The organism is Virgibacillus sp. CM-4 (genome assembly GCF_000445495.1).
GTDB lineage: Bacteria > Bacillota > Bacilli > Bacillales > Amphibacillaceae > Virgibacillus > Virgibacillus salexigens.
The window spans coordinates 1431279-1456260 of the sequence record NZ_AUQA01000002.1 but is presented as its reverse complement, the minus strand read 5'-3'; the positions used below and the strand labels follow the sequence as shown (position 1 = coordinate 1456260).

Below are 24982 nucleotides of genomic sequence, written 5' to 3'. Positions count from 1 at the left end.
ATCTCGACACTGAAGTCTCTTTCGATTGAGGAGACGTTAATTATAGTGTTTGTTCTGGAGAATGGCTGTGTTGTGAAGTTTGATAGGTCATGGTAATTGGTGAGTGGGAAAGCATTTTGATTAATTGATCGGCCATGTATTCAGGAGTGTATTTAAACCCGTTCTTTACCCATTCCATTATCATCCCAATAATCGCATACGTTTGATAACTTGCTTGTAAGTCTTTATCAATGGCACCCTCTTCTTTTGTGCTAATTAAATCCTTTTCAGATAGATCTCTGAAGACAGTACATAATTTTTGCTGAAATCCAGGAAAAATCGTATCACGGTTGATAATTGTTTGATAGAAATCGGAGTAACGAGCTACATGCTCAAATATTTTTATCGTCGATGCATTCATTTCATGGAGAATAAAGGTTTGTTTATTTTGGTATGGTTCTCGAAAGGATTGCGTTAAATCAGTGATGACATCTTCCATCAGTTCCTCAAACAATGCTTCCTGAATGTCATAATGTTTATAAAACGTTCCTCTGTTTAAGTCTGCCTTGTTAACAATGTCAGTGATCGTAATTTGTTGCATGTCCTTCTCTTTCATGAGTTGAATCAATGCAGTTTTTAAGGCATTTTTCGACTTATGAACGCGACGATCTACTTTCATATACAATCTACCACCAATCTGTTTAGTTAGCTTATTTTTATAAACACTATCCGTGTCATTTGTTGATTTATCAACATGTTAGCGGTTATTTGAATATTGCTACCTTCATTATAGTACATTATGCTTATAGTATACAGCTACATGATTTGGTCATTAGTTGGAAGGCTAATTTTTATATGGTAGAACATATCGTTTCTATTAAAAGGGGATTCGAGGTCTATACTTATGAAAGGAGAGATTTTCAATGAAATTAGATGGTAAAGTAGCTATTGTTACTGGTGCAGCCTCTGGTATGGGAAAAGCGATAGCACAGCTCTATGCAAAAGAAGGAGCAAAGGTAATTGTTTCTGATATTAACTTAGAAGGTGCGGAAGCAGTCGTTTCTTCCATTGAATCGGCTGGTGGAACTGCTAAAGCACTTAAGACGAATGTGGCTAATCGTCAAGAAGTGGATCAAATGATCGATACAGCAGTAAGTGAATATGGAACATTAGATATTTTAGTGAATAATGCTGGAATAATGGATGGATTTGAAGCTGCTGGAGATATTGAAGATGAGAATTGGGAGCGCATCTTTGCTATTAACACAACGGCTGTGATGCGTGCAACAAGAAAAGCATTATCCATCTTCTTAGAAAAAGGCAATGGTGTCATTGTCAATACTGCCTCTACTGGTGGTCTGAATGGTGCCCATGCAGGTGCAACATACACAGCTTCCAAACATGCTGTCGTTGGATTCACGAAAAATACGGGCTATATGTATGCAAATGAAGGCATCCGTTGTAATGCCATTGCTCCAGGCGGGGTTGCCACAAATATTAGCGCATCGATGAAAAACATGAACGAATTCGGTGCAAGTCGTACCAAGGCTGGACAAGGCGTTATGCCGCGCGCCGGAGAAGCTGAAGAAATTGCCAATGTGGCTCTATTCTTAGCATCTGATGAGTCTAGTTTTGTTAATGGAACGGTAATTACTGCTGATGCTGGTTGGACAGCAGCTTTTTAAAATAGATGTAATAAGGGAAAGCTCCGTAACGGTAACGGAGCTTTTAAATATTAAAGTTCAGCAAGCTTATCTATTCATTACAACTTTCGATGATTTTCCAAGGACCCCATTCACCGGTTGTCCCTGGTTCTTCACCTTTTGTCCACCACTTGGCTTCATACAAATTATTATTGTGTTGAACACGATCCCCTCCAACATAACTTGTAGCTGCCTCCCATGCTGGATACTCACAGGTCGCCCCTTCTTCACTCGTAGAAACCGTTAATGAGGAGGCTGGGTAGAGGTTTCCTTCTCCATCTTTAGAAGATACTGTGATGGTATAAGCGGTGGCCGCCTGCAAGTTTTCTAGAACAATGGAAGGTTCTGTTGTAGTAATTTCTTGATTATTATACGTAATAACATATTCTACAACCGATGTCGCATCTGTTGGCTCGTTCCAAGATAGATCAATACTCGATGCGGTTACCTTTGTTGCTTCCACATTTTGCGGTGCTAATGCAGGGGATTCAGGATCGCCACCATCTCCTCCTGTGAATTGAAGATTAGTAGCTAGTGTGGTGACAAGGGTATGATTGACATCGCCGCTATAATCCCAAAACATTGCTCCAGCAAGTCCTTTCGACTTGATAAAGTCGGTTTTGTATCCAAATGATTCCTCATCATCATAAGTAATAAAGTTGCCGTTAGATGCATTATATAAATAAGGTACTTTCGCTTCATCGTTCCAATAGCGCTGATAGCCGTTTTTGTTTATATAATTATCTTCTAGGTCACTAAAATCAAACGTTCCATTTTCCCATGTGCCTTCCGTTGCAGGTGAACAGTTCTGGTATTCCCCATTATTCGTTGCCTCACAATCGCTCCATCCTCTACCATAGAATGGTGTACCAAGTACGAGTTTATTCCCTGGTACCCCTTCATTCAAGTAGCTATTTACAGCGCTTGCTACATTGAAGGATTCTGCATTAGGAAGTCCTGCAGTTTCTGCTTCAGGATCAAAATATAACGGAGCGTTATGCCCACTTTGGGTTTGCCATCCTCCATTAAAGTCATAAGTCATAATATTAATCCAATCTACGATCTCTGCTATTTGGGTTAATTCATTATTATTAACATATTCTTCATTGGCAGCAGAAGCAATGGTTAATAAGTATTCCGTTCCATCTTCAGCCTCTGCTGCATCTAGTTTTTCCCGTACTTCTTGCAGAAGCAAGACATAATTTTGTTTATCTTCCGGGCGTGTGCTATTGCCAGGTAATCCCCCGCTAACTGGGTACTCCCAGTCAATGTCTACACCGTCAAAACCATACTTTCTGATAAAATCAACGGCAGAGTTAGCGAATTGTTCTCTTGTTGTCGGGTCCGCTGCTACATCTGAAAACCGATTCGACCAAGACCATCCGCCAATTGATATAAACGTCTTTAAATGAGGATTTTCCTCTTTTAATTTAATGAGTTGTTGAAAATTTCCTTTTAATGGATCATCCCAATTATCACCTGGGTTGGTTTTTTGTGCATCTATCCAAGGATCCCCCATAACTACTGTTCCATTTGGTACGTCAATATTTCCATTTTCATCCTGACATGCCCATGTTTGTGGATTGGGACTCTCTGGATCAGGGTTTCCATGTCTTCCATCCCAGCAAATATCGGCAAAAGCATAATTAATATGGCTCACTTTTGACGCATCCATATCCCATACTTGGAAGTCCCTTCCGTAAGCTGCCCAAGATGGATAATACCCCACGATGTTGTAGCCTGATGCTGCTGCTTCTTTTGCTTGAATTATACTATGATTGGTAGGCATTGTTGTTAGTATTAGTAAACCAAAGATGAAAAAAATGAAGAACTTTTTTGTTCCTTTTAATAGATTCACTACTTCAGCATCCTCTCTTTTCATGTTTAGATTATGAAAAGCGCTTTCATAGTTTTGTAGATTACTAACATGCATGTTTTGTTGTAATAACTATATCATATTTGTTATTACAAATATTTTCAAGTTAATTAACAGAAATATCTAAATTTTGATTCTAAATACCTAGTATTATCTGGAAATAAACGATAGAGTAAGGGGGTGATTTGTTATGTCAATTTATTATTTGTAATGATGATTATGGTGGGGAGTGGGGATGTAAGATACCTCTTATAGATATAGCAAATCGAATAGTAGCAATGAGAAGAAGATCCCCCTCGGTGAGCGTTTTTGCTGATGAGGAGGATGAACCATTGCCTGTGGAAAGAGATTCCAATTGAGGAAGCAGTACGTGTTAGGAAAGATGTTCAATTTGGTTATAGTTATGTACTTTCCATGTTTGGTCTTGGAATTGAACATTACTAATACAACCGTTCATTAACTTCGTAATACCTGAACCAACCTCTCCGTTAGACAGCTCGGAAAGAATGACATTAATAACTGCTCCATGAGCTACTAATAAAATACGTTGTTTGGGAAATTGTTGTGTTACCTTTTCCAAACCAGTCATTACGCGCTTTTTGAAACCCTCCCGTTCTTCTTGATGAGGGAATTGCTTATCTGGATACACTTGAAATCTCTCTTCGATGGTCATGCCCTCTGCATCCCCAAAGGACCGTTCTTTAAAATCGTCCATCTCGATAAAGGGAAGTCCTAAGTGTCTATTTATAATTGTTGCAGTTTCTTTCGCGCGTTGAAGTGGGCTGTATATCAAAACATCATAATCATCGGCATTTAAAAAAGTACCACATTCTTCTGCTTGCTTTCTCCCTGTGTTGTTCAGTGGGATATCTGTCTTCCCTTGCAATTTCCCTTGTGCATTCCAATCGGTTTCACCATGTCTTATTAAGCAAACTGTTGTAATTGTTCCTCTCTCCCTTAACGTCATTCATTTTTTCTTATTATATCAAATCATACCTTCTTTTGAATTTGTTAACGATTATAATGTCTTCATCATCTACGAATAATTTCAATGTTTTATCACATTCTAAACAAAAAGGAGGATTCGATATGCATTCATTTTTCATAGCGATCAGTTTGAGTATGTTCATGTTTACTGGAATTGCTTCTCCGGCAGCGACGGAGTCACCATTGTCCGTTGATGAAGGAGTACCAGCATATGCAAAATGGGGGAAAATGGCTGTTAAAGCTACAATGGCAAAGTATCCAGATGCTGAAATCATCGATTACTTATATAGTGGTAATGAGGTAAAAGATGATTCCAAAGTAGAAAAATTCAAACTATGGCTAAGGCAAGGCAATAAAGAGTTTGGTGTACGGATAAATATTCGTTATCACCAAGATACCGAAAAAGTAGAAGGAATTACTTTCCAGGAAACATCTAAGTAAAACATTAACTTTTACTTATTCATCAGCAGGGTTAAGTCGAGCTAGTACTTGGTGATCTTCCCAGACACCATTAATCTTGACATTCTTTTTTGCAATACCTTCTTTATGGAACCCTGCTTTCTCTAAAACACGTATCGATCCTATATTATGGGGCATAACGCCTGCTTCTATTCGGTGCAATTGTAATTTATCAAACCCTTCGTTAACTAATAGCTTCACTGCCTCAGTCATATAGCCTCTGCCGTTATAGGATTTATCGAGAAAATATCCGATAAATGCACGTTGCAGAGGTCCTCGATATACTTGGAAGAGATTAATAACGCCAATTAACTGTTGCGTTTGGAGGAAAATACCATAATGATATTCTTCATCGTTTTCCCTCCGTTTTCGAATTAGTCTCATTCGACGTAACTGGCCTTGTTCGGTATAGAATTCTTCCGAACGATCCATGGAGAAATTCTCAAAAAACGATCGGTTCGTTTGTTCTAATGCAAGCAAGTCACCCACATCTTCCGTTGTTAATGCACGTAAATAAAGATTATTCCCACGTATCATTTGTTACCTCCACGTTTTTTATAGGTAATATTCGACGAATCTTGCGATAATCCTGCTCGCAATAAATACAAATCAGTCATCGTTTTTTTTTAGTAATTTAAGTCTAAGGAAGTACATTTGCTATCATACTTAACTTCAGATGGAGCATGTAGGAGGAAAAAGGAATCACAAAACATCTTATATAGTGGAATTTGTGCTAGGTATTCTTTGAACATATAGGAGCTTTTGTGGATTTTTTTGAAGTAGATTTCAATCTATAAATGAAATCATAGTTATTTCGTCTTGGAAATGATGACATACATACGTGAGATCCTTTCAGAACGGAACTTTATGCCTAAATCTATAAAATCTATTACTGGTACTATCTAATTATTTTTAAATATTCCAGATATTTACTCCATGCTTCGACACCTCTAGCAAATCTATTAAATTATAATAGTCTTTACAACTTTATACATACATCAAAGAGGTTCACCTAGGAAAGAAATAGAGGTGTTCTTTTTTTAGGGATAAATATAAAGCTTAGTGAGGTGATAGCAGACACAAGCTCCCTGTTCATAAGGGAAGGGAGAAATTTTAAGAAGTTAATTCGTGAGGGAGGAAACGGAATGAACGTAAAGAAAAAGTTAGGCTTCGCCCTAACAACAGCCATGTTTGGGTTTGTATTACTGATAGGTGGAACCTATGCGTACTTTAGTGATCAGGAAGTGACCAATAATAGCTTTGCAGCAGGAACGTTGGATCTCTCGGTAAATGAAACAGCCATTATAAATCTTGTTAATTTAAAACCGGGTGATACCATGCTGCGAGAATTTGCCATATCAAATGATGGAAGCTTAAAAATTGAAAATGTGTTCTTAGAAACAGCGTATGCAGTTACGGATGTAGGCAATGACAATGTGGATGATTTCGGAAAGCATATTAAAGTTAACTTTTTATGGAATTGGCAGCAGGAAAGTGAACCTATCTTTGAAACCACCTTATATGACTTACAGCAAATGGATCCAGATGTAGTAAAGCGTGATATATGGGATCCTTTATGGGAACAGCGTGGCGGATTGGAAACAGATGAAACACATGATTTTTGGGTGGAATTTGAGTTTGTTGATAATGATGCGGAACAAAATATGTACCAGGGTGATGGTCTCGCTTTAGAATGGGCATTCAACGCCACACAATCAGCAGGCGAAGAAAAATAATGAATAGGCAATGAGGGGATGAAGATAGTGAAATTAACGAAGAAAATAACGATTTCCACATTGGTATTATCGATGTCATTAGGAATGATGTTGCAAAGCAGCCTTGTCTATGCTGAGGAAGAAACGAACATGAAACAGAATGAATCTGGTACACCTTCCTATATTATTGGAAATTGGCAGGCACCTAATGGAGCTACCAAAGAAGAAGCAGTGCGCAACTACTTTGCAGATAAACAGAACCAGTTCCAATTAACAGGCGACCCCAATGTAGACTTTACGATTCAATCTGAACAACTAGATCAAGAAACGGGGGAAACCCATCTTCGAGTTGCCCAAACGTACAAAGGTATTCCAGTGTATGGCGCCGATCAGTCGATTACCCTAGATAAAGAAAAACAGGTGACGGCCTATTTTGGAGAGGTTATTCCTAAGTTAGAAGATCAAAGGATACCTGGAGAAGCTGTTGTATCAATGGAAAAGGCGAAGGCAATTGCTAAAGAAAACATAGAAAACAAGATTGGGAATGTTAAGCAATATGATGGGGCAGTAAAGGCAACGCCATATATCTATAAACATCAGGATACGTTTTATCATACGTACCTTGTCACAGCATCAACGACAACACCAGAAGTAGGATACTGGCATTACTTTATTGATGCCACAAATGGCGATATCATAGATTCCTATAATGCGGCACATCAAGTCACTGCATTCGGTACAGGCGTATTTGGGGAAAGGCAGAAATTTGAGGCACAGGCGTTTAATGGTCTGTTTAGGCTGTTTGATGTGACCCGGGGAGAAGGAGTAGTAACATATGATAATACTTCAGGAGAAAACGTTGATGTAACAAGTATTAATAAGATGTTTCGCGATGGTTCAGCAGTCGATGCTCATGCAAATGCGCAAAAAACGTATGATTACTATTTAGATACATTTAACCGTGATTCTGTCGATGATCATGGACAAATCTTAATTTCGGCAGTCCATGTTGGCGACAACTGGAATAACGCATCTTGGAATGGCAGGCAAATGTCCTATGGGGATGGCGATGGTATTCGATTCCATCCGCTTGCCGGCGGACTGGATGTAGCTGCCCATGAGATGAGTCATGGAGTGGTACAACATACGGCTGGTTTGATTTACCGAAATGAATCTGGCGCGTTAAATGAGTCATTTGCAGATATCTTTGGAGCCATGGTTGATCGTGATGATTGGTTGATTGGAGATGACATCATGGCCGATGGTAGCTTAGCCTTACGCTCCTTGGAAGATCCTGCAGCATTAATTGAAAGTAGAACACAAGAACCGTATCCAGATCATTGGGATCAGAGATATACAGGTCCGTTAGACGGTGGAGGGGTTCATATTAATAGCAGTATTAATAATAAAGCTGCTTATCTCGTTTCTGAAGGTGGCGAGCATTATGGAGTAGAAGTAACAGGGGTAGGACGAGAAGCAACAGAGCAAATCTATTACCGTGCATTGTCTGTATATTTAACGAGTAATTCGGATTTTAGTATGATGCGCCAAGCGGCCATTCAAGCAGCGAAGGACCTTTATGGAAGTCAATCTGAAGCAGCAGCGGCAGTTGAACAAGCCTATAATGCAGTAGGCGTCTATTAACTTACTTAACTAGCTGTCTATGTTTCCTAGGAGCTAGCTTTCACCTTGTATGTATATATTATTTTTATAAGGAGGATTTGAATGACACAATCAGTATGGAAAAAAGCAGCAACTATAATATTAATTGGGCTACTCGTTATTACAATGACACCGGTGACAGGCTTGGCTGATGAAACAGATGTGCCGACAACAGGCTTTGAAGATCGTAATGGGGACGGTTGGACAACCCAAGAGGAAGAGTTGGCCTTCTTAGAAGAAGTAGCTGCCACGTCGGATCGTGTTGCTTATTCGGAAATTGGAACAACGGTGGAGGGGTGGCCGCTTCATCTGGTTCGAGTGGGCTTCCCAGCACCCCCAACAGACGAGGAAATAGCTGACGGTCGCAATATGCTCGTAGTCGGATCCCAGCATGGAAATGAAGGCGCTCCAAGAGAAATGGCGCTGCAATTATTGAGAAATTTAGCTTTTACAGATGATCCCGTGTTATTGGATCAACTACAAGAAGCCACTATTTTATTTATTCCAACTGCTAATCCTGATGGAAGAGCGGCAAATACAAGAGCCAATGCAGAAGGAATTGATATTAATCGGGAGCATTTAAGTATGCGTACCAATGAAGTAAAAGCAATTGCCAGTGTCTTAGAGGAGTTTACGCCAGATATTACCGTTGATGGTCATGAACGCCCGAGGGATAGCGGTAATCCTGATATGGAGATGTTATGGCCACGTAATTTAAATGTCGATGAGCAGCTTCGTTCATTAAATCAAGAGATGGTGGAAGATTATCTTCTGCCAGAGGTAGAGGAGGCAGGATTTACTACTGGATTATATGGTTCCCCTGGAGGAGCCGGCGGAGGGGATGAGCGTATTTTGCGTAATATCCTCGGTTTACGTAACGGCATTGGTTTACTAACAGAGTCGGCAGGCCTACAAGAACCCCAACGACGTGTCGACATGCAAATGCGTACACTGGAATCGGTATTATCCTTTTATCGAGAGCGATTTGATGATGTAGGTGCCGTCGTTTCTGGTGCGCCAGAGCGTCAACAGGCGGCCGGCTCGGATCAAACGGAACCGTTTTATTTGGACGGTGCCGATAACTTTGATCCAACAACAATATTAGAGACAAAACCAAGTGGTTATTTGCTGACAAATGATCAGACGCAAGAGGTAGAGATCTATAAAGAGTTATTTGCTATAGAAACAGAAGCAATGAATGGTGGGGGAATGTATGCTGCAATGGACCAACCAAAAATGGGTATTCTTCCGTTCTTGTTTGATGAACGAGCAACATATACCCAAGTGGAAGGCATCGCGTTATATGATAGTACAGATGTTGGAACAGCAGCTAATATGAAGTCACTTGTTGCTCACTTTGAAGAGGAAGGGGAATTTGAAGAAGCGGAAAATGCGAGAGCATTAGACTTGCATCTCACGGCAGTTGATCGCTTTGAGAAAAAAGAGAAAGCAGATAAAGTTATAAAGCATATGCACAGCTTTAACAGATTATTAGCGTATCAGAGAGATAATGAATTCATTTCAGAGCTTGCCTATTCCAATTTGCAAACATATGCTGCTTATATCATAGGGAAATGGGAAACGCCCTCTGATTCAACGAACGTGGTAGGACAAGTCAACGAAGGGTAAGTAGAGTAAACCTGAACAGATCCCGAATAAGCTTGTAGTCTATATTAATCTAGCGGAATGGAAGGAATGATTTATGTAATCAAAAAAGGAAGAGGAAGGGGCGAAATAGGTAATCCAAAAAGCCGAACGATAAAATAGCACGTGCAGTCAACCTACGTAGCTCCTTGAAGAAGAACACTTTTTCTGTGCGCGATGTCGCTGCCGGATTCTTCCTTATCCTGCAGGAAAGTGTTCTGATCAGGGCTTACGAAACGCTTCCTTTGAGGACAACGTCGGCATCCCCCTTGCCAGGGCAAGGAAGCTGAAGCGGTGCCCGTGGGGAAAGCGAAGTATGTTGACGGAGCATGATAGAATCTGTTTTATGTAAAGTTATAATCCGAACGAATTCGGGTGAAATCGTTCGGATTATGATAGGAATAAGTTATTTTTGTCTTCGTCTTAGTTTTCCCATTTATTCAGAAGACTCGCTGCATCGATGGTTAGTACTTGGTAAGCTTGCCTCGCTATCTGTTTATTCTCCCATTTTTTCTCAATTAATCGTTGAAACCCTTTCATATGTTTCATGAATTTGTCGGTGGCTTGCTGCTCTTCAAAACGCTCTACTGCTGTTAAATGGGTAAGTAAGGAGCGTGCTACACCAGGATTTGCAAAGGCATCTTCTTCTTGATAGATAGAAATGATTTTTTTCATATCAGCTACATTTTCTGGAGATGTACCGCCTTTATAATCAAAGGCTTTGTCTAGTGTCTGTTTACCACCAACAACAGGTAAGGAAATCGAACTATCGCCAAGGGTAACATCAAACGAGGCTTGATTGTTGTCCGGCATCAGCATCTGGTCATCACTACCTGCGATAATAACTCCGATTCGATGACCCTCTTGAAAAATATAATCTTCTGGTAACATGTCCCATTGGAATGTATACGTTTTTCCTGGTTCTACTGGCGCTGCATGTTCTAGTCCATCCCAGTTTTGGACATCTAACCAACCATGTGACACAATCTCATAAGGTGCCACATGCGTTGTTTTTTCTGTCTCTTTATAACAAGCATCATCTACATCTGTACTTGCTCCCCAGCAAGATTCTGAATCTAGTGTACGAATACCTTCTCCTCTATCACGATGGTTGACTCGTTCAGTGGTACCATAGTCGACAATGAGGGCTGTAAGATTCGAATCATCTTGATCAATGCTTGCGTTTATATTTAATTTGGGGACCCCACTTAGTTGGACTTCGTCCTTTAGCTCAGGAGATAAATACATAAGCCGATTTTCTTTCGCTGTAAATTCATCCTCCACCATCTGTTGTTCTGTTTGCTCTGGGTTATCGATAAAAGACTGGGTGAATTCCCCAAGGATTGGACTGGTCATTAGTGATCCGGGCACTTCTTCATTTTCAGGAGCGAGCCTGATAGTAACCGGTTCTGCCCCTTCATTCGGCCAATTTCCAGTAGTTTCCCATTCGTCGGCCGTTCGTTCGATATCAACCATTGGTTCGTTCATGATCCCGTTATCGATGTCAAGCAGCCAATAATCAAACCATTGATGGAGCGTATCCACCCATTCTGCTCGTCGAAAATCAAAAGGATCGACATGACCGGTTTGCGTTAACCAAAGCTTTCGAGGTACATCATGGTTTGTTAAAGCATCCCACCAGTTGGAGAAATGGTTTGCTTTCACATTATAATCATTTAAGCCATGAATCACGAAAACACTTGCTTCAACATTTTCTGCATCTTTTACAAAATTGCGCTCATCCCAAAAGGAATTGTAATTACCTGTTTGATCATCTGCATCATTGCGTATTTCCTCTCGTACAACGGCACATGGTTCGATACGTTCGCTCGCTGTTACCGCATGTGATAAACCGGATGGCCCGTTGCGATAAAATGGAATGCCGCCGTAACGATAATAATCATACCAACTGCTAATTGCTCCAATTGGAACTATCGTTTCTAGGCCATCGATGCCTGTAGCAGCAGCTGCATTGGCTAATGTCCCATCATAAGATTTTCCGATCATACCTACCTTTCCTGTTGACCAATTTGCTTGGATTTCTTGCCCGTTTTCGTCCCACGCAGTTCCTTCTCCATTTAACCAATCAATTACTACGTTGACACTCTCTGTTTCTTCATAGCCTCCAGTAGGTGGGCAGCCATCAGAGTTATTCGTTCCTACCATATCTACTTGTACAACAGCGTAGCCTCGTGGAACAAAATAATTATCATAAAACAAAGGAAACTTTTCATTAACTCCATCTCCATCAGGGTCTTTCGTTTCTGACTCATTCCCTCTTCCGATACTTTCATAATAGGGGCTGGCATCCATAATAATCGGTACTTGTAATTCCTGGTCGGTTTCTTGGGGACGGATAATATCAGCGGCAATGCGATCAAGGTTGCCGTCTCGGTCACTATCCATGTTTGACTCCACATAAATCGTTTCTTTAATAGCATTGTCGTAATCGTAAACCGGTTGTGTCGCTTCTTCTTCAAGATGATAATTCTTAGGTTGAGGGGTTCTGTCATGTGTTTCTGTATCTGCGGTGATGGGGGTGGAGAACATGGTGAGTAGCAGAAGCGAAGTTATCATACTAGCTATCTTCTTATTTTTTGTTTTCATGAACTAACTATCCCTCCTATTTAATATAGTAAACTAATTGTAGAGCATCATAGCATGATATAAAGGTTGGTAGAAGAGGGGGAAGTAACAATTTTCCGATTTTTTCAGAGGAAAAAAGGGTACAAAGTTCTATAGGTAAGGCTCTGAATCGTTGTGTAAGAAAGTATCCCATTCATATGCTGTTTATGACGGAACTAGTTTAATGAATAGTCTATCGAAAAAACTACCTTTAGGTAAAAGGTAGTTTATTTGCTGCTAGTAGTGGGCTTAGCTCACTACTAGCAGCTCTAGCTTATTGAAGGTTCAGCATCGATTCAAATTGACATTAGGTTACGCTTAATATCGCAGCTTCATCAGGATATGCTTAATGTCTTGATCATTCATTAATAATTCACTATGCTTTTCATTAATTTTAGCTAATGCAACGTCATGATAGAAAAATTCAATAAATAGCTTAACAAATGGTTTTGACATGGTCTTCATCGCTTGCCATGAATCGTTTTCCACTCCTGCAAAAATCGTTTCTCGATCGTCCACAATAATCAATCGAAACCGTTCCAATACATCATGCTCTTTTGCAGGTATAAGGGTGTGGACGTGAGTCAAGTTGGTGTTCATGTTCCCTACGACAAGGACTTCAACCTCTACACCGTTTTTCTCTTTCTCTTTTAAGAGTGGCAAGTATTCTACCAAATCATCTTTCCATAGCGAAACTCGGATGGTTTCTTTTGCTTCCTGGATAAGTTGCTTCATTTGTGCTTGAATAGATGTATTTACTTTCAGGCTCCATATGCGATCATCAAGGAACGGCTTTTTCTTTGAGCTGGTTTTTAGTTGCTTAATATTTTCCTGAAATTCAGCTGTTAGTTTTTCAATAGCAAGGGGTAATGGAAGCGCAGTGTAAAGCTTTTTCTTTTCTGATATCGAATCCATTACCATACCCTTATCAATCATACGTGTTAAGACTTCATACACCTTTGCTTTTGGAACCCCAGAATATTTAACAATTTGAGTAGCATCCATAGGTTCATCACTAGAAGCTAGAGTTTCAAACACATTACTTTCATATTGTGAAAAACCAAATTTTTGTAACATATATACTCCTATCTATATTCCTTACGTATATTTTAATGGTAAATAAATAGTTAATGAAATAATTCTGTTATTTATATTAAATGATATGGACCATTTATTTCAATTGATAAATGCCGATTCTCCTATTCTTCAGCTGGTATTAGCTTAAACCAATCCCTCTATTTTTATTTGACAGAGATTAGAAGCTCATTGTAATCTAGAAAAAAGTTACTATTATAGTAGTAACTTTTAAGTTAGCCATTGATTAAACAAGAAAAGATAGAATGATAACGAACTAAATACGATAGTAAGGGGTTTTTTAATGATAAGAAGTGATGTTGCTAAAAGGAAACGAAAAACAGCTTATATAAATGCTACTTTTTTTACAATGGATAAGGAAAATCGAGTTTTTGAAAATGGGATGATGATTGTACAAGATCAGTTCATTACATACATTGGTTCACATTCTAAAGAGCAGCTGGTGGATGTAGACCAAGTAGTGGATCTTGCTGGGAAATGGGTGATGCCTGGTCTTGTAAATACGCATTCGCATATTGTGATGACGATTTTACGTGGTATTGGAGATGACATGCTGTTAAAGCCTTGGCTGGAAAAGAAAATATGGCCGATGGAAACACAGTTTACGACAGAAATTGCTTCTGTTAGTGCTAAGCTAGGTATTTTGGAGATGTTGAAATCAGGGACTACGACGTTCTCTGATATGTTCAATCCAAATGGCATAGATTCAGATGATGTTATACATGCAGTTGGAGAAACCGGGATTCGTGGTGCTTTTTCGTATACAATATTTAGCTTTGGTACCGAGGAAGAGCAGAAAATGAACCTGAGGGAAGCAGAGCAATTTTCTAGAAACTATAAAACGTTTGCTGATGGTCGTCTGACCACCATGGTAGCCCCTCATAGTGCCTACACATGCACACCGGATGCTCTTACTGCGAGTGCCGGAATTGCTAAAGACAATAATTTGATGGTACACATTCATGTTTCAGAAACAAATGATGAAATCATGGATATTGAAAGTCGCTATGGTTTTCGTCCTGTTGAACATCTTTGCAGATTAGGTCTCTTCGACCAGCCAACGGTGATGGCCCATGGTGTGGTTCTTAATGATGAGGAGCGAGCAATGCTAAAACAGTATGATGTACGTGTTGCTCATAATCCAATCAGTAATCTGAAATTAGGATCAGGAATTGCGGATATTGTTCGTCTGTTAAATTCCGGGATAAAAGTAGGAATTGCAACAGATGGCGTATCTTCCAATAACAACTTTGATATGTTCGAGGAAACCCGAACGGCTTCCCTGCTGCAAAAAGGTGTATATAAAGATCCAACTAAATTCCCTGCACAAACAGCGTTAGCTTTAGCTACTCGGGGAGGAGCTGAGGCAATTGGTATGGGAAAAAGCACGGGTTCATTGGAAGCAGCCAAAAAGGCAGATTTTATTACTATTTACCCTTATGATAAGGAGCATCTACATCCTCTCCGTGAAGCGTATTCCCATCTACTTTATGCAGCACGTGGAAGTGACGTAGCCGATGTGTATATTGATGGCAAGATGGTTGTGAAGGATAGAAGCTGTTTAACGATAGATGAAGAAAAAGTGATGTCCGAAATGAATCGCCTACAGGAGAAACTCTTGAAATAAACGATTCTGCTCGTTTTCAAAGAGCAAGACGCAAAACCATTCTATTCAGGAGTCTATAAAATGTAATTTAAAAAACACATTTTATAGACTCCGTTTAACGATTCCTATAAAAGACTTTATTTTTCAGCAATCTTATGTCATATTATAATAACAACGTTGTTATTTGTAGGAGTGATATAATGAGTGTTTTCCAAGTAATGGAACATGAACATAATCAAATGGCTTTATATGATGGTTTCACGTACTGCAACATTCGTGTACTAGAGCCGCATATCATTAATGTCAGCATGAGTGAACAAAAGGAAATTAGTCTTCCAACATGGACGGTCACTCCTGGAGATACCGTCTTGCCTTTTGAAGGAATTGCACGTCAAGATATGTCTCGTTTCTCCCGTCCGAATTATACATTTACGGAAACGGAAAAGACTTTAGAAATAGAGACAATGGAATTAAAATTAGTTGTTCAAAAAGAAGATCTGTATCTTTCCTGGTTTCAGAAAAATAAAACAGAAGAATTTGTGGAAGTGATTACCGACCGTCATACACAAAGTTATAAACATCATATAAGTTCGAGCCATCCAACATGCCATTATTTACAACGCCAAGAAAATGAAATGTATTTTGGGCTAGGAGAGAAAACAGGTGCAGCCGATAGACATGGGAGACGTTTTCGAATGAAGAATATCGATGCGATGGGTTACAATGCTGAAACAACCGATCCGTTGTATAAACATATTCCTTTTTATATCACGTATAAACCGGATATCGACCAATCTGTTGGTATCTTCTACGATGATTATCAAGATTCCGTTTTTGATTTTGGTCAAGAGTTGGACAATTACCATGGCTCCTATCGATACTACGAAACGAAAAGTAGCTTTCTAGATTATTATGTTATTGCTGGACCGAGAGTGAAAGATGTCACACAGCGATTTAGCTGGTTAACTGGGCGGCCAACCATCATGCCTCCATGGAGTCTATCTTATTCCGGTTCCACCATGCAGTATACAGATGCACCTCATTCACATGAACGAATGAAACAATTTCTAGCTCAATGTGAAGAACATCAAATCACCGTACGCTCATTCCATTTGTCATCTGGATATACGTCCATTGATGATAAACGCTATGTATTTAATTGGAATTATGATAAGTTTCCAGATCCAAAAGCATTTGGAAAGTCATTTGTAGACAAAGGCGTTGAAATCGTTGCCAACATTAAGCCGTCATTGATGCTTCATCATCCGCTGTTAGATGAAGTGTTAGCGTTTGATGGATTTGTTAAAGATGAACACGGCGAACCGTTACTCATTCAATTCTGGGACGATAAAGGATATTATTTAGATTTTACAAATCCTGATACCATCGCATGGTGGCAAGAGAAGGTGAAGACAACCCTGCTTGATAACCACATTCATTGTACTTGGAACGATAATAATGAATTTGAGATTTGGGATGATAGCGCACAGGTGCATGGATTTGGCCAGGGTGGTAAGTTCAATGATTACAAAGCAATTATGCCCTTACTCATGATGAAAGCTTCCAGAGACATCCAAATGGATTATCATCAAGATAACATGCCATATGTTATTAGTCGTTCTGGATGTGCTGGTATGAGTAAATATGTGCAGACATGGACGGGTGATAATCGAACGAGCTGGCATACCTTAAAATTTAATAATAAGATGGCAATTGGACTGAGCCTATCTGGCGTATTCAATTTTGGTCATGATATCGGTGGTTTTTCTGGTCCGAAACCAGATCCTGAACTATTCGTAAGATGGGTGCAGTGTGGAGTGTTTTATCCGCGGTTTTCTATTCATTCGTGGAACAGTGATGGCTCTGTTAATGAGGCTTGGATGTACCCGAAAGTGATGGAAGAAGTGCAAGCAGCTATGCATTTTCATGAACGACTGACACCTTATTTACAGACGCTTGTAGAGCACTCCCATTCTAATTATGCGCCAATTATTCGCCCAACCTTTTATGACTTTGATCAAGATTCAGCTACGTATCTTGACTCCGACGATTTTATGGTAGGAGACAAGCTGCTTGTTTGTCCGATTGTAGAAGCAGGTCAGACGGAAAGAACGGTGTATTTACCGAAAAATGAAGAAGGTTGGATTGATTATCATACAAGTGACTATTATAGAGGTGGACAAACCATACAAATACCGGTGACGCTGGATAAAATTCCATTATTCGTTCGACGGTTTGCTTCTATACCAATGTATAATCAAACATTAACACAAGTGGAAAATTATCATTTTGAATAAGGAAGCCTATTGAAGGGGAATACGAAGTCAGTATAAAAAACGCCTGTCATTAAAAGTCTGTAACACTTTTGGTGACAGGCGTTTTTTTATACGCCGGAATAGGAGGAAAAACCGCCATCCACTGGTACAACAATTCCGGTTACAAATGGGCTTGCACTATAGTCCAGCAGCCAAAACAATGTTCCGATTAATTCTTCTGGATTGCCAAACCGTTTCATAGGGGTTTGACTTAAAATTTTATGTGCACGTTCTGAATAGGCGCCTTCTTCATTTCTTAATAAGGCTTTATTTTGTGTTGTTTCAAAAAATCCTGGCGCAATGGCATTCACACGTACCTTTCCTTCGAAATACGTACTTAACCATTGTGTGAAATTGCTAATTGCAGCTTTTGCCCCACTGTATGCTGGGATTTTAGTAAGTGGTTGGAAGGCATTCATAGAAGAGATATTAATAATGGTATTCCCTTCTCCTTGCGTTAAATCTTCACCAAAAACCTGGGTTGGCAAGAAGCTGCCTGTGTAGTTCAATTTAAAGACGTAATCTACGCTTTCTTCACGTAAGCCAAAAAAGTTCTTTTCTGATTGCGGATGAAAATGCTCATCTACAGTGGTGGCATCTGGATGATTGCCACCTGCACAGTTAATTAATGCATGTACATTACCAAATCTCTGATTGAATTTCTGTTTTGCTTCGATTAATGAGGCTTTATCTAACACATCTGCTGTTAATGCAATGGTCTGGTCTTTTTTCGGATTAACATCTGCAATAACGTCATGTAATCTGTCAGCTTGTCGTCCAATTAATCCAACATTTGCGCCAGCATCCACGATTGCTTTCACAAAGGTTTTGCCAATAACACCACTTGCGCCTGTGATAATCACATTTCGTCCGGTAAATCGCTGGTTCATGATTGATTCACTCCTTCTATCAATCCGTTGATATAGGTGGCACCTAATGCTCGATCAAATAAGCCGTATCCTGCTTTGCCAGTTTCGCCCCAAATCATGCGACCATGGTCAGGACGTATCGTGCCTTTGTAGTTAATGTCTTTTAAGGCTTTAATAACTGCTTTCATATCAACGGAACCATCTTTAGAAAGATGCCCTGTTTCAACAAAGGAATGGTTGTCGAGACGTTTAATATTTCGCATATGGACAAAATGGATATGGTCTCCAAATGCTCGTATCATCTCAGGTAGATCGTTTTCTTCTAAACAACCGAGGGAACCGGTACAGAAACAAATACTATTATTTTTTGCATTATTTATCGTTACCAGTTTGTCGTAACTTTCTTTTGATCGTATGATTCGAGGGATGCCAAAGATTGACCAAGGTGGATCATCCGGATGAATGGTGAGATTGATATCATGTTCAATGGCAACAGGTAAAACCTCGTTTAAGAAATAGCCAAGATTCTCCCATAGATCATCATCTGTCATCGTACGATATTTCTCAATTAATGCAGCCATTTCCGCTTTTGTGTAACTTTCATCCCAGCCTGGCAAGTTGAGATTCGTTGTCACAGGGTCGATGGTTTGCACATACTCATGATCGTACAATAATGTTTCTGATCCATCCTGCAATCGGTGATGTAAATCGGTACGTGTCCAATCAAACACAGGCATGAAGTTATAACAGACCGTCTTGATTCCGGATTCACCTAAGTTTTTTAATGATTCCTTGTAGTTTGCAATTAATTGATCACGATTGTTTTCGCCAAGTTTAATGGATTCATGGACTGGTAAACTTTCAATCACCGATAAAGCCAAACCTTCTTTTTCAACAGATGATTTTAACGCCTCAATCCGTTCTTTTTCCCAAACATTCCCTACGGGCACATCATAAATAGCCGATACAATATGATTCATATTAGGAATTTGTTTTATATCTTGTAGTTTTACAGGATCGTTCTCTCCATACCATCTAAAGGATAATTCCATTATTTTACCTCCTCAACATCTTTAATTGTAAATAACCGAACGGCATTGTTAAAACAGATATCTTTTAATATTCCAGTCAGCAACTCAGGATTGTCTTCAATTTCCCCTTCTTCTACTAGATTTCCAAGCAGTTGGCAGAGAATCCTTCGGAAATATTCATGACGTGAATAAGATAATAGACTTCTTGAATCGGTTAACATTCCTACGAATTGAGATAATAATCCAACATTTGCATAATCGATAAGATGCTGAATCATTCCCTGTTTCGTATCGTTATACCACCAGGCAGCACCTAGTTGGACCCTTATGCTGCTGGATGTGAAATTTCCTGCTGTCGCCTGGACCATCAAATGATCATTTGCATTATTTGGATAAATAATCGTATCACTTAATGCATTATTCTTATTTAAGTGATCTAGTAATGCATTCAAGTCTTTGGCGTTAAGTGGGTCACCCACACTATCAAAACCAGCGTCTTTTCCAATGGCTCGATATTGCATGGTATTATTATTACGTAATGGTCCAAGATGTAATTGCATAACCCAATGAAATTGTTTATATGCTTTGGACAACTCTGTTAAAAGATACCCGGATAATAGTTTTAATGAACGGTTATCCAAACCTTCTCCTTGTTTTAACTTATTAAAGTAAGAGATGGCTTCTTCCTTCGTTAGTCCGGGTAAGACAACTTCAGTAAAGCTTTGGTCGGAGCTCCGTGCACCATGTTGGTGGAAATATGCTATTCTCGATAACAATGCATGAATATAGTGATCTAGTGTTTCAATGGGCTGCCCTGTTGCTTTCGTTAGCTTATCGATTGCTGTTTGAATCGTATCTTTGGTTAGACTAATATAGAAATCGGCTCTAAATGTTGGGCGAACCGAAATATCAAATGATTGATCTTCTTTTAACAATTGATGATATTTCAGATCATCACAAGGGTCATCGGTTGTACAAATGACTTTTACATTGCTTTGTTTTATTAATTGACGCGGCGAATGAGATGATTGCTGTAATTGTTCATTTAAATCATGATATAGTTGCTCCGGCGAAGTATGTTGCACCGGTTCATAGTGGTTAAAATAGCGAGCTAATTCTAAGTAACACCAGTGATACATTGGATTCATAATGGTGTTAGGCAGCAACTCGATGAAAGCTTTAAATTTTGTGAAATCATCTGCATCGCCGGTGATGACCGACTCATCCAAGCCGTATGCCCGCATGAGCCGCCATTTATAATGATCATGGGCGAGCCATAATTCCGTAATCGTTGCAAAGTTTTTGTCCTCATATATTTCTTGAGGACTTAAATGGCAATGAAAGTCATAAATAGGTACATCTTGAATAGTTTGATATAACTGCTTCGCTTTATCTGTTGTAAGTAAAAAATGTTCATGAATGAATTCCATATGATCACTCCTTGTCAGTCACATTAAATTCCAAATAAGTTTGGTAAAAATAACGATAATTGTGGGATAAATGTAATAACTAATAACACGACAATCAGTACAATAAAGTACGGAACGAGTGTCCGAATTACATGCTCGATTCGAACATCTGCTACACTAGCACCTACGAATAATGCGCTGCCTACTGGCGGTGTAATATTACCCAAACATAAATTAAAGGCGATCACAATTCCAAAATGTACCGGGTCCAGACCAATCGCTTCCGAAATCGGTAAGAAGATCGGCGTAAATATTAAAACAGCAGGTGTAATATCCATAAACGTACCAATTACTAATAAGATGATGTTCATCAATAATAAAAGAAGGATTGGATTATCCGTAAGTGATAAAAGTCCATTTGAGATAGCTTCTGGCAAGCCGGTGAAACTCATAACTAATGAAAATAGGGCGGATGCTGTAATTAATAATAAGATCATCCCGGTAATTTCAACCGTTTCCTTTAAGATATTTGGAATATCTTTTAATTTTAAGTTTTTATAGACGAGTGATAGGATGACGGCATATAATACCGCTACTGCAGCCCCTTCAGTGGCAGTAAAGATACCTGCTACAATCCCACCGATAACGATAACAATCAGCAATAAGCTTGGGATCGCATCAAGGATTAAAAATCCTTTATCTTTCCAGCCAATCCGTTCTGAAACGGGATACCCTTCTTTCTTCGCCAACACATATGCAACCGTGATACAAGCAATTCCCCATAAAATTCCAGGTATATAACCCGCCATAAATAAGGCAGCAATCGAAGTCCCGCCACTGACTAAGGAATAAACAATCAGTAAGGAACTTGGTGGGATAAGTAAGCCCGCTGGAGCAGAAGAGATATTGGCAGCAGCTGAATAAGGCCTCTTATAGCCCTGGGTTATTTGTAATGGTGTCATAATCCTTCCCATCGCCGCAGCTGCGGCAACACTGGAGCCAGAAATAGACCCAAATAGCATGTTTCCAACGATATTCGTATGCGCAAGCGATCCAGGCATTCTCCCGACAAGTACCTTTGCAAAGTTAACCAATCGAAAGGCGATACCACCATTATTCATTAATATCCCAGCTAAGACGAATAGCGGGATGGCAAGCATGGTAAAGTTATCAATTCCTGTTACCATACGTTGCGCTGCTGTAATGATCGTAACATCAAATGGAAGTATTAATAGCAACGTTAGAATAGCGCTAATAATAATCGATATAGCGATTGGAATACTTAAAGCAAGCAAAATGAAAAAAGAAATAAACAATACGAATCCTGCGATTGTCGTCATGGCCCGTCACTTCCATCCTTGGATAGTGATACCTCTGAGGTAGTTAGACCATGAATAGCATAAAAAGCAACAAATATTCCGGAAACAGGAAGTGCTCCATACATCATCGCCATTGATACACCTGTTGAAGGCGCTATTTGCGATAGCGTTAGCTCAACTACTTGGATACCACCCCATATCATCAGAACAAGGGCAATGATCAATAAAATAATATTTGACAATCGCTCCATCATACGTTGCGCTTTTTTATGAAGCTTCTCTCGTATGAAGTGGATAGCAATATGCTTTTTTTGACCGAAGACATAGGCCGCACTAGTCAAGGAAAACCATATTAGTAACATTCGAATAATTTCCTCACTTACCGTGCTAGGTGTATTTAGTACATATCTAGCAACCACTTGCCAGATGGAGAGAATCGACATTATCGTTATCAACACACCAGTTACGATCAGAAGAAGTCTATCAATAGATGCTTTTAATCTACTCATTTTCTTCTGCCTCCTTTATTTGCTCATATTGTTGCCTTGTTGCTGGATTTGTTTGAAACTGCTCTTGCAGTGGTTTAACAGCATTCATAAATGAGCTTTTATCTACCTCATGGAATTCGACCCCCATATCGCTCTTGGCAGTTTTAATTGCTTTTTTCACCTGCTTGTCCCAACGTGTTTCATGTGAAACAGTGGATTCTTTGGCAGCCTCTTTGACCCATTGTTTTTCTTGATCTGTTAATTGATCATAAGCATCTTTGTTCATAATTAAGATATCTGGGACCATGGCATGTTCTGTGTAGAAATAATGTTTAGCAACCTCGCCATGTTTATTATCCGTTAAGGCGGTTTCATTATTTTCAGCTGCATCAATAATTCCTGACTGCAGCGCAGTATACACTTCGCCAAAAGACATCGGTGTAGGCGTTCCGCCAAGCGCATCAATCATCTGAACACTTGTTTTACTAGGCTGAACGCGTGTTTTTAAACCTTTCATATCTGCATTTGTTTCGATCATTCGATCTTTTGTGTACATGTTTCTGACACCTGCATCATAGTACGTAATCCCAATAAAACCATTATCTGTAGTTGTTTTGAAAAACGCGTCCTGAATTTCCGGTTTTTTCATTATTTCTCGATAGGATGCTTGTGATTGAAATAGATACGGCATACTGAATAGTGAATAGGATTCGGAGAAACCTTCCAACGCACTGGCAGATACTTTTGTGAACTGCACAGCATTGGTTTGTGTCATTTCAATTACTTCCCGTTCACTGCCTAATTGTCCATTCGCATAGATTTTTAATTGGAGCTTTCCGTTTGATTTCTGTTCCAACCGTTCTTTAAAGTCCACTAATGATTGATGAACCGGATGATTTGTTGGTTGATTATGTCCTAGGATTAATTCCTTTGTTTCTGCTGCTTTCGAGTTAGAACAACCAGCCAAAATGATTAAAACGCTTACAATAAGTAACAAAAACCTCTTCACTTGCTCTCCCCCTTATCATTCGGCTTTTCTATCCATGTATAAGGAAACGAAGCCAATAACAACGTTTTCATTATGTGGTAGATTTCCCCCCTATTAGAATAACAACGTTGTTATTTTTGGCTACAAATTTTCCATCCCGCTTATTTATTATGATATAATGATCTTACTAATAAATCAATAGATTTTTCAAGGGGTAAAGCAATGGCAGTAACACTCAAAGATATCGCTCGTGAATGTGGTGTAAGCTATTCAACAGTAAGTAAGGCACTAAAGGATTCACCATTAGTTACGGAAGCGACTAAACGAAAAATTAAAGAAAAAGCAGAACAAATGAATTATATTCCTAATAACTCCGCTCGGTCGCTTGTGTCCAATCGAAGCAATACCATTGGATTAATATGGCCTGCTGTAGATAGGGTGGCAATCACTACCTTAGCTTCCCAAATTAATCAGGCATTAAAAAAAGAAGGGTATTTTATGGTGGTTTCCATCGAGGATCCGATTACTGCTGCCCAAAAGTTTTTAGAGCTCCGCTTCGATGGAGTGATTGTCTTTGATGAAGGGGAACATACGACATTACCAACAAAGATTACGAAGAATATACCAGTGGTCGCTTATGGAGTCGAAAGGGAATTAGACTATCCAATAATTAATGTCAATCATGATCTAGCCATGAAACAAGCGATCGACGCTCTTATTCATAAAGGATATCATCAAGTCGATTATTTCGGTGATCTTCATACGAATGATATTAGACAAATTGTTAAAAAAGATACCTTTATCCGTCATTGCAAGCAACGGCGTATAACGTATCGTATAATTGATTCTGGAGGATTATCAGAAGAGAGTGCTAGTCGTGCAATGAAATCATTTTTAGCCAATCATGACTTAAATGGGGGAGTCGTTTGCGGTAGTTATGATATCACAATGGGATTGCTTCATCATGTAAAAGACACTAAACAAACACCAATGATATTCTCTTATGATCATATCGATCAATTTAACTCCATTGATACGCCAATTCATTCTGTAGGTGTACCTTCTCACTTCATTGCCCAAAAGCTTGTCGATGTGCTCGTAGATACGATAGAAACCAATAAAGTCAACCGTTCGGTTATTCAATTGAAACCACAAATAAACTATCGATAAAGTGGCTTATATAGAAAGAGGCTGACGCAAAAGTCAGCTCTT

Annotated in this window: 20 protein-coding genes; 8 read left to right on the top strand and 12 right to left on the bottom strand. The window is 39.3% G+C overall.

Annotation, left to right across the window (positions count from 1 at the left end):
• Nucleotides 1-40: 40 nt before the first annotated feature.
• Nucleotides 41-658, bottom strand: coding sequence for a TetR/AcrR family transcriptional regulator (locus tag M948_RS30355; RefSeq protein ID WP_021290221.1), 618 nt, complete (start codon nt 656-658; stop codon nt 41-43).
• A gap of 244 nt (nt 659-902) precedes the next feature.
• On the opposite strand from M948_RS30355, the gene M948_RS30350 reads away from it, so the two are divergent.
• On the top strand, nt 903-1664 hold the full coding sequence (locus tag M948_RS30350) for an SDR family oxidoreductase (protein WP_021290220.1): 762 nt from the start codon (nt 903-905) through the stop codon (nt 1662-1664).
• 70 nt (nt 1665-1734) lie between these two features.
• Here the strand turns inward: M948_RS30350 and M948_RS30345 are convergent, their stop codons facing one another.
• A complete protein-coding gene (locus tag M948_RS30345; RefSeq protein ID WP_231378665.1) occupies nt 1735-3471 on the bottom strand; it encodes a glycosyl hydrolase family 18 protein in 1737 nt (578 codons plus the stop codon).
• Between the two features lie 460 nt (nt 3472-3931).
• Nucleotides 3932-4501, bottom strand: a complete 570-nt coding sequence (locus M948_RS30340; RefSeq protein ID WP_031335287.1) for a histidine phosphatase family protein — start codon at nt 4499-4501, stop codon at nt 3932-3934.
• 146 nt (nt 4502-4647) lie between these two features.
• Here M948_RS30340 and M948_RS30335 point away from each other — a divergent pair, with 146 nt between their 5' ends.
• Nucleotides 4648-4986: a DUF3889 domain-containing protein gene (locus M948_RS30335; RefSeq protein WP_021290216.1), complete on the top strand. Its 339-nt coding sequence runs from the start codon at nt 4648-4650 to the stop codon at nt 4984-4986.
• A gap of 15 nt (nt 4987-5001) precedes the next feature.
• Here M948_RS30335 and M948_RS30330 read toward each other — a convergent pair whose 3' ends face one another.
• Entirely contained in the window at nt 5002-5541 is a 540-nt protein-coding gene (locus M948_RS30330; protein WP_021290215.1) for a GNAT family N-acetyltransferase, read from the bottom strand.
• Nucleotides 5542-6149: 608 nt separating this feature from the next.
• Here M948_RS30330 and M948_RS30325 point away from each other — a divergent pair.
• From M948_RS30325 to M948_RS30315, 3 genes are all read left to right on the top strand, one after another.
• Entirely contained in the window at nt 6150-6740 is a 591-nt protein-coding gene (locus tag M948_RS30325; protein ID WP_021290214.1) for a CalY family protein, read from the top strand.
• Between the two features lie 72 nt (nt 6741-6812).
• A complete protein-coding gene (locus M948_RS30320; RefSeq protein ID WP_308436487.1) occupies nt 6813-8363 on the top strand; it encodes a M4 family metallopeptidase in 1551 nt (516 codons plus the stop codon).
• Between the two features lie 81 nt (nt 8364-8444).
• Nucleotides 8445-10010 (top strand): FIMAH domain-containing protein, encoded by a 1566-nt coding sequence (locus tag M948_RS30315; RefSeq protein WP_021290212.1) that lies wholly within the window; start codon nt 8445-8447, stop codon nt 10008-10010.
• A gap of 438 nt (nt 10011-10448) precedes the next feature.
• On the opposite strand, the gene M948_RS30310 is transcribed toward M948_RS30315, so the two are convergent.
• Nucleotides 10449-12632 (bottom strand): Xaa-Pro dipeptidyl-peptidase, encoded by a 2184-nt coding sequence (locus M948_RS30310; RefSeq protein WP_021290211.1) that lies wholly within the window; start codon nt 12630-12632, stop codon nt 10449-10451.
• Nucleotides 12633-12968: 336 nt separating this feature from the next.
• Nucleotides 12969-13727, bottom strand: coding sequence for a TrmB family transcriptional regulator (locus tag M948_RS30305; RefSeq protein WP_021290210.1), 759 nt, complete (start codon nt 13725-13727; stop codon nt 12969-12971).
• Between the two features lie 301 nt (nt 13728-14028).
• On the opposite strand from M948_RS30305, the gene M948_RS30300 reads away from it, so the two are divergent.
• The gene (locus tag M948_RS30300) at nt 14029-15372 is read left to right on the top strand and encodes an amidohydrolase family protein (RefSeq protein ID WP_021290209.1); all 1344 of its coding nucleotides are present in this window, start codon (nt 14029-14031) and stop codon (nt 15370-15372) included.
• Nucleotides 15373-15551: 179 nt separating this feature from the next.
• Nucleotides 15552-17648, top strand: a complete 2097-nt coding sequence (locus tag M948_RS30295; protein ID WP_021290208.1) for a glycoside hydrolase family 31 protein — start codon at nt 15552-15554, stop codon at nt 17646-17648.
• Between the two features lie 86 nt (nt 17649-17734).
• Here M948_RS30295 and M948_RS30290 read toward each other — a convergent pair whose 3' ends face one another.
• From M948_RS30290 to M948_RS30265, 6 genes are read right to left on the bottom strand one after another with little or no spacing between them, the layout of a single operon-like run.
• Nucleotides 17735-18556, bottom strand: coding sequence for an SDR family oxidoreductase (locus tag M948_RS30290; RefSeq protein ID WP_021290207.1), 822 nt, complete (start codon nt 18554-18556; stop codon nt 17735-17737).
• Entirely contained in the window at nt 18553-19587 is a 1035-nt protein-coding gene (gene uxuA / locus M948_RS30285) for a mannonate dehydratase (protein ID WP_021290206.1), read from the bottom strand. Before uxuA ends, M948_RS30290 begins: the two co-directional genes overlap by 4 nt.
• Nucleotides 19587-20996 (bottom strand): glucuronate isomerase, encoded by a 1410-nt coding sequence (gene uxaC / locus M948_RS30280; protein ID WP_021290205.1) that lies wholly within the window; start codon nt 20994-20996, stop codon nt 19587-19589. Before uxaC ends, uxuA begins: the two co-directional genes overlap by 1 nt.
• A gap of 23 nt (nt 20997-21019) precedes the next feature.
• Complete coding sequence (locus M948_RS30275; protein ID WP_021290204.1) at nt 21020-22315, bottom strand: TRAP transporter large permease; 1296 nt, start codon at nt 22313-22315, stop codon at nt 21020-21022.
• Nucleotides 22312-22803 carry a TRAP transporter small permease gene (locus tag M948_RS30270; RefSeq protein WP_021290203.1) on the bottom strand — a complete coding sequence of 164 codons (492 nt, stop codon included), beginning with the start codon at nt 22801-22803 and terminating at the stop codon, nt 22312-22314. Before M948_RS30270 ends, M948_RS30275 begins: the two co-directional genes overlap by 4 nt.
• Nucleotides 22796-23791 carry a TRAP transporter substrate-binding protein gene (locus tag M948_RS30265; RefSeq protein WP_021290202.1) on the bottom strand — a complete coding sequence of 332 codons (996 nt, stop codon included), beginning with the start codon at nt 23789-23791 and terminating at the stop codon, nt 22796-22798. Before M948_RS30265 ends, M948_RS30270 begins: the two co-directional genes overlap by 8 nt.
• Before the next feature lie 201 nt (nt 23792-23992).
• Between M948_RS30265 and M948_RS30260 the strand changes: the two genes are divergently transcribed.
• Complete coding sequence (locus M948_RS30260; RefSeq protein ID WP_021290201.1) at nt 23993-24940, top strand: LacI family DNA-binding transcriptional regulator; 948 nt, start codon at nt 23993-23995, stop codon at nt 24938-24940.
• The last annotated feature ends 42 nt before the right edge of the window (nt 24941-24982 follow it).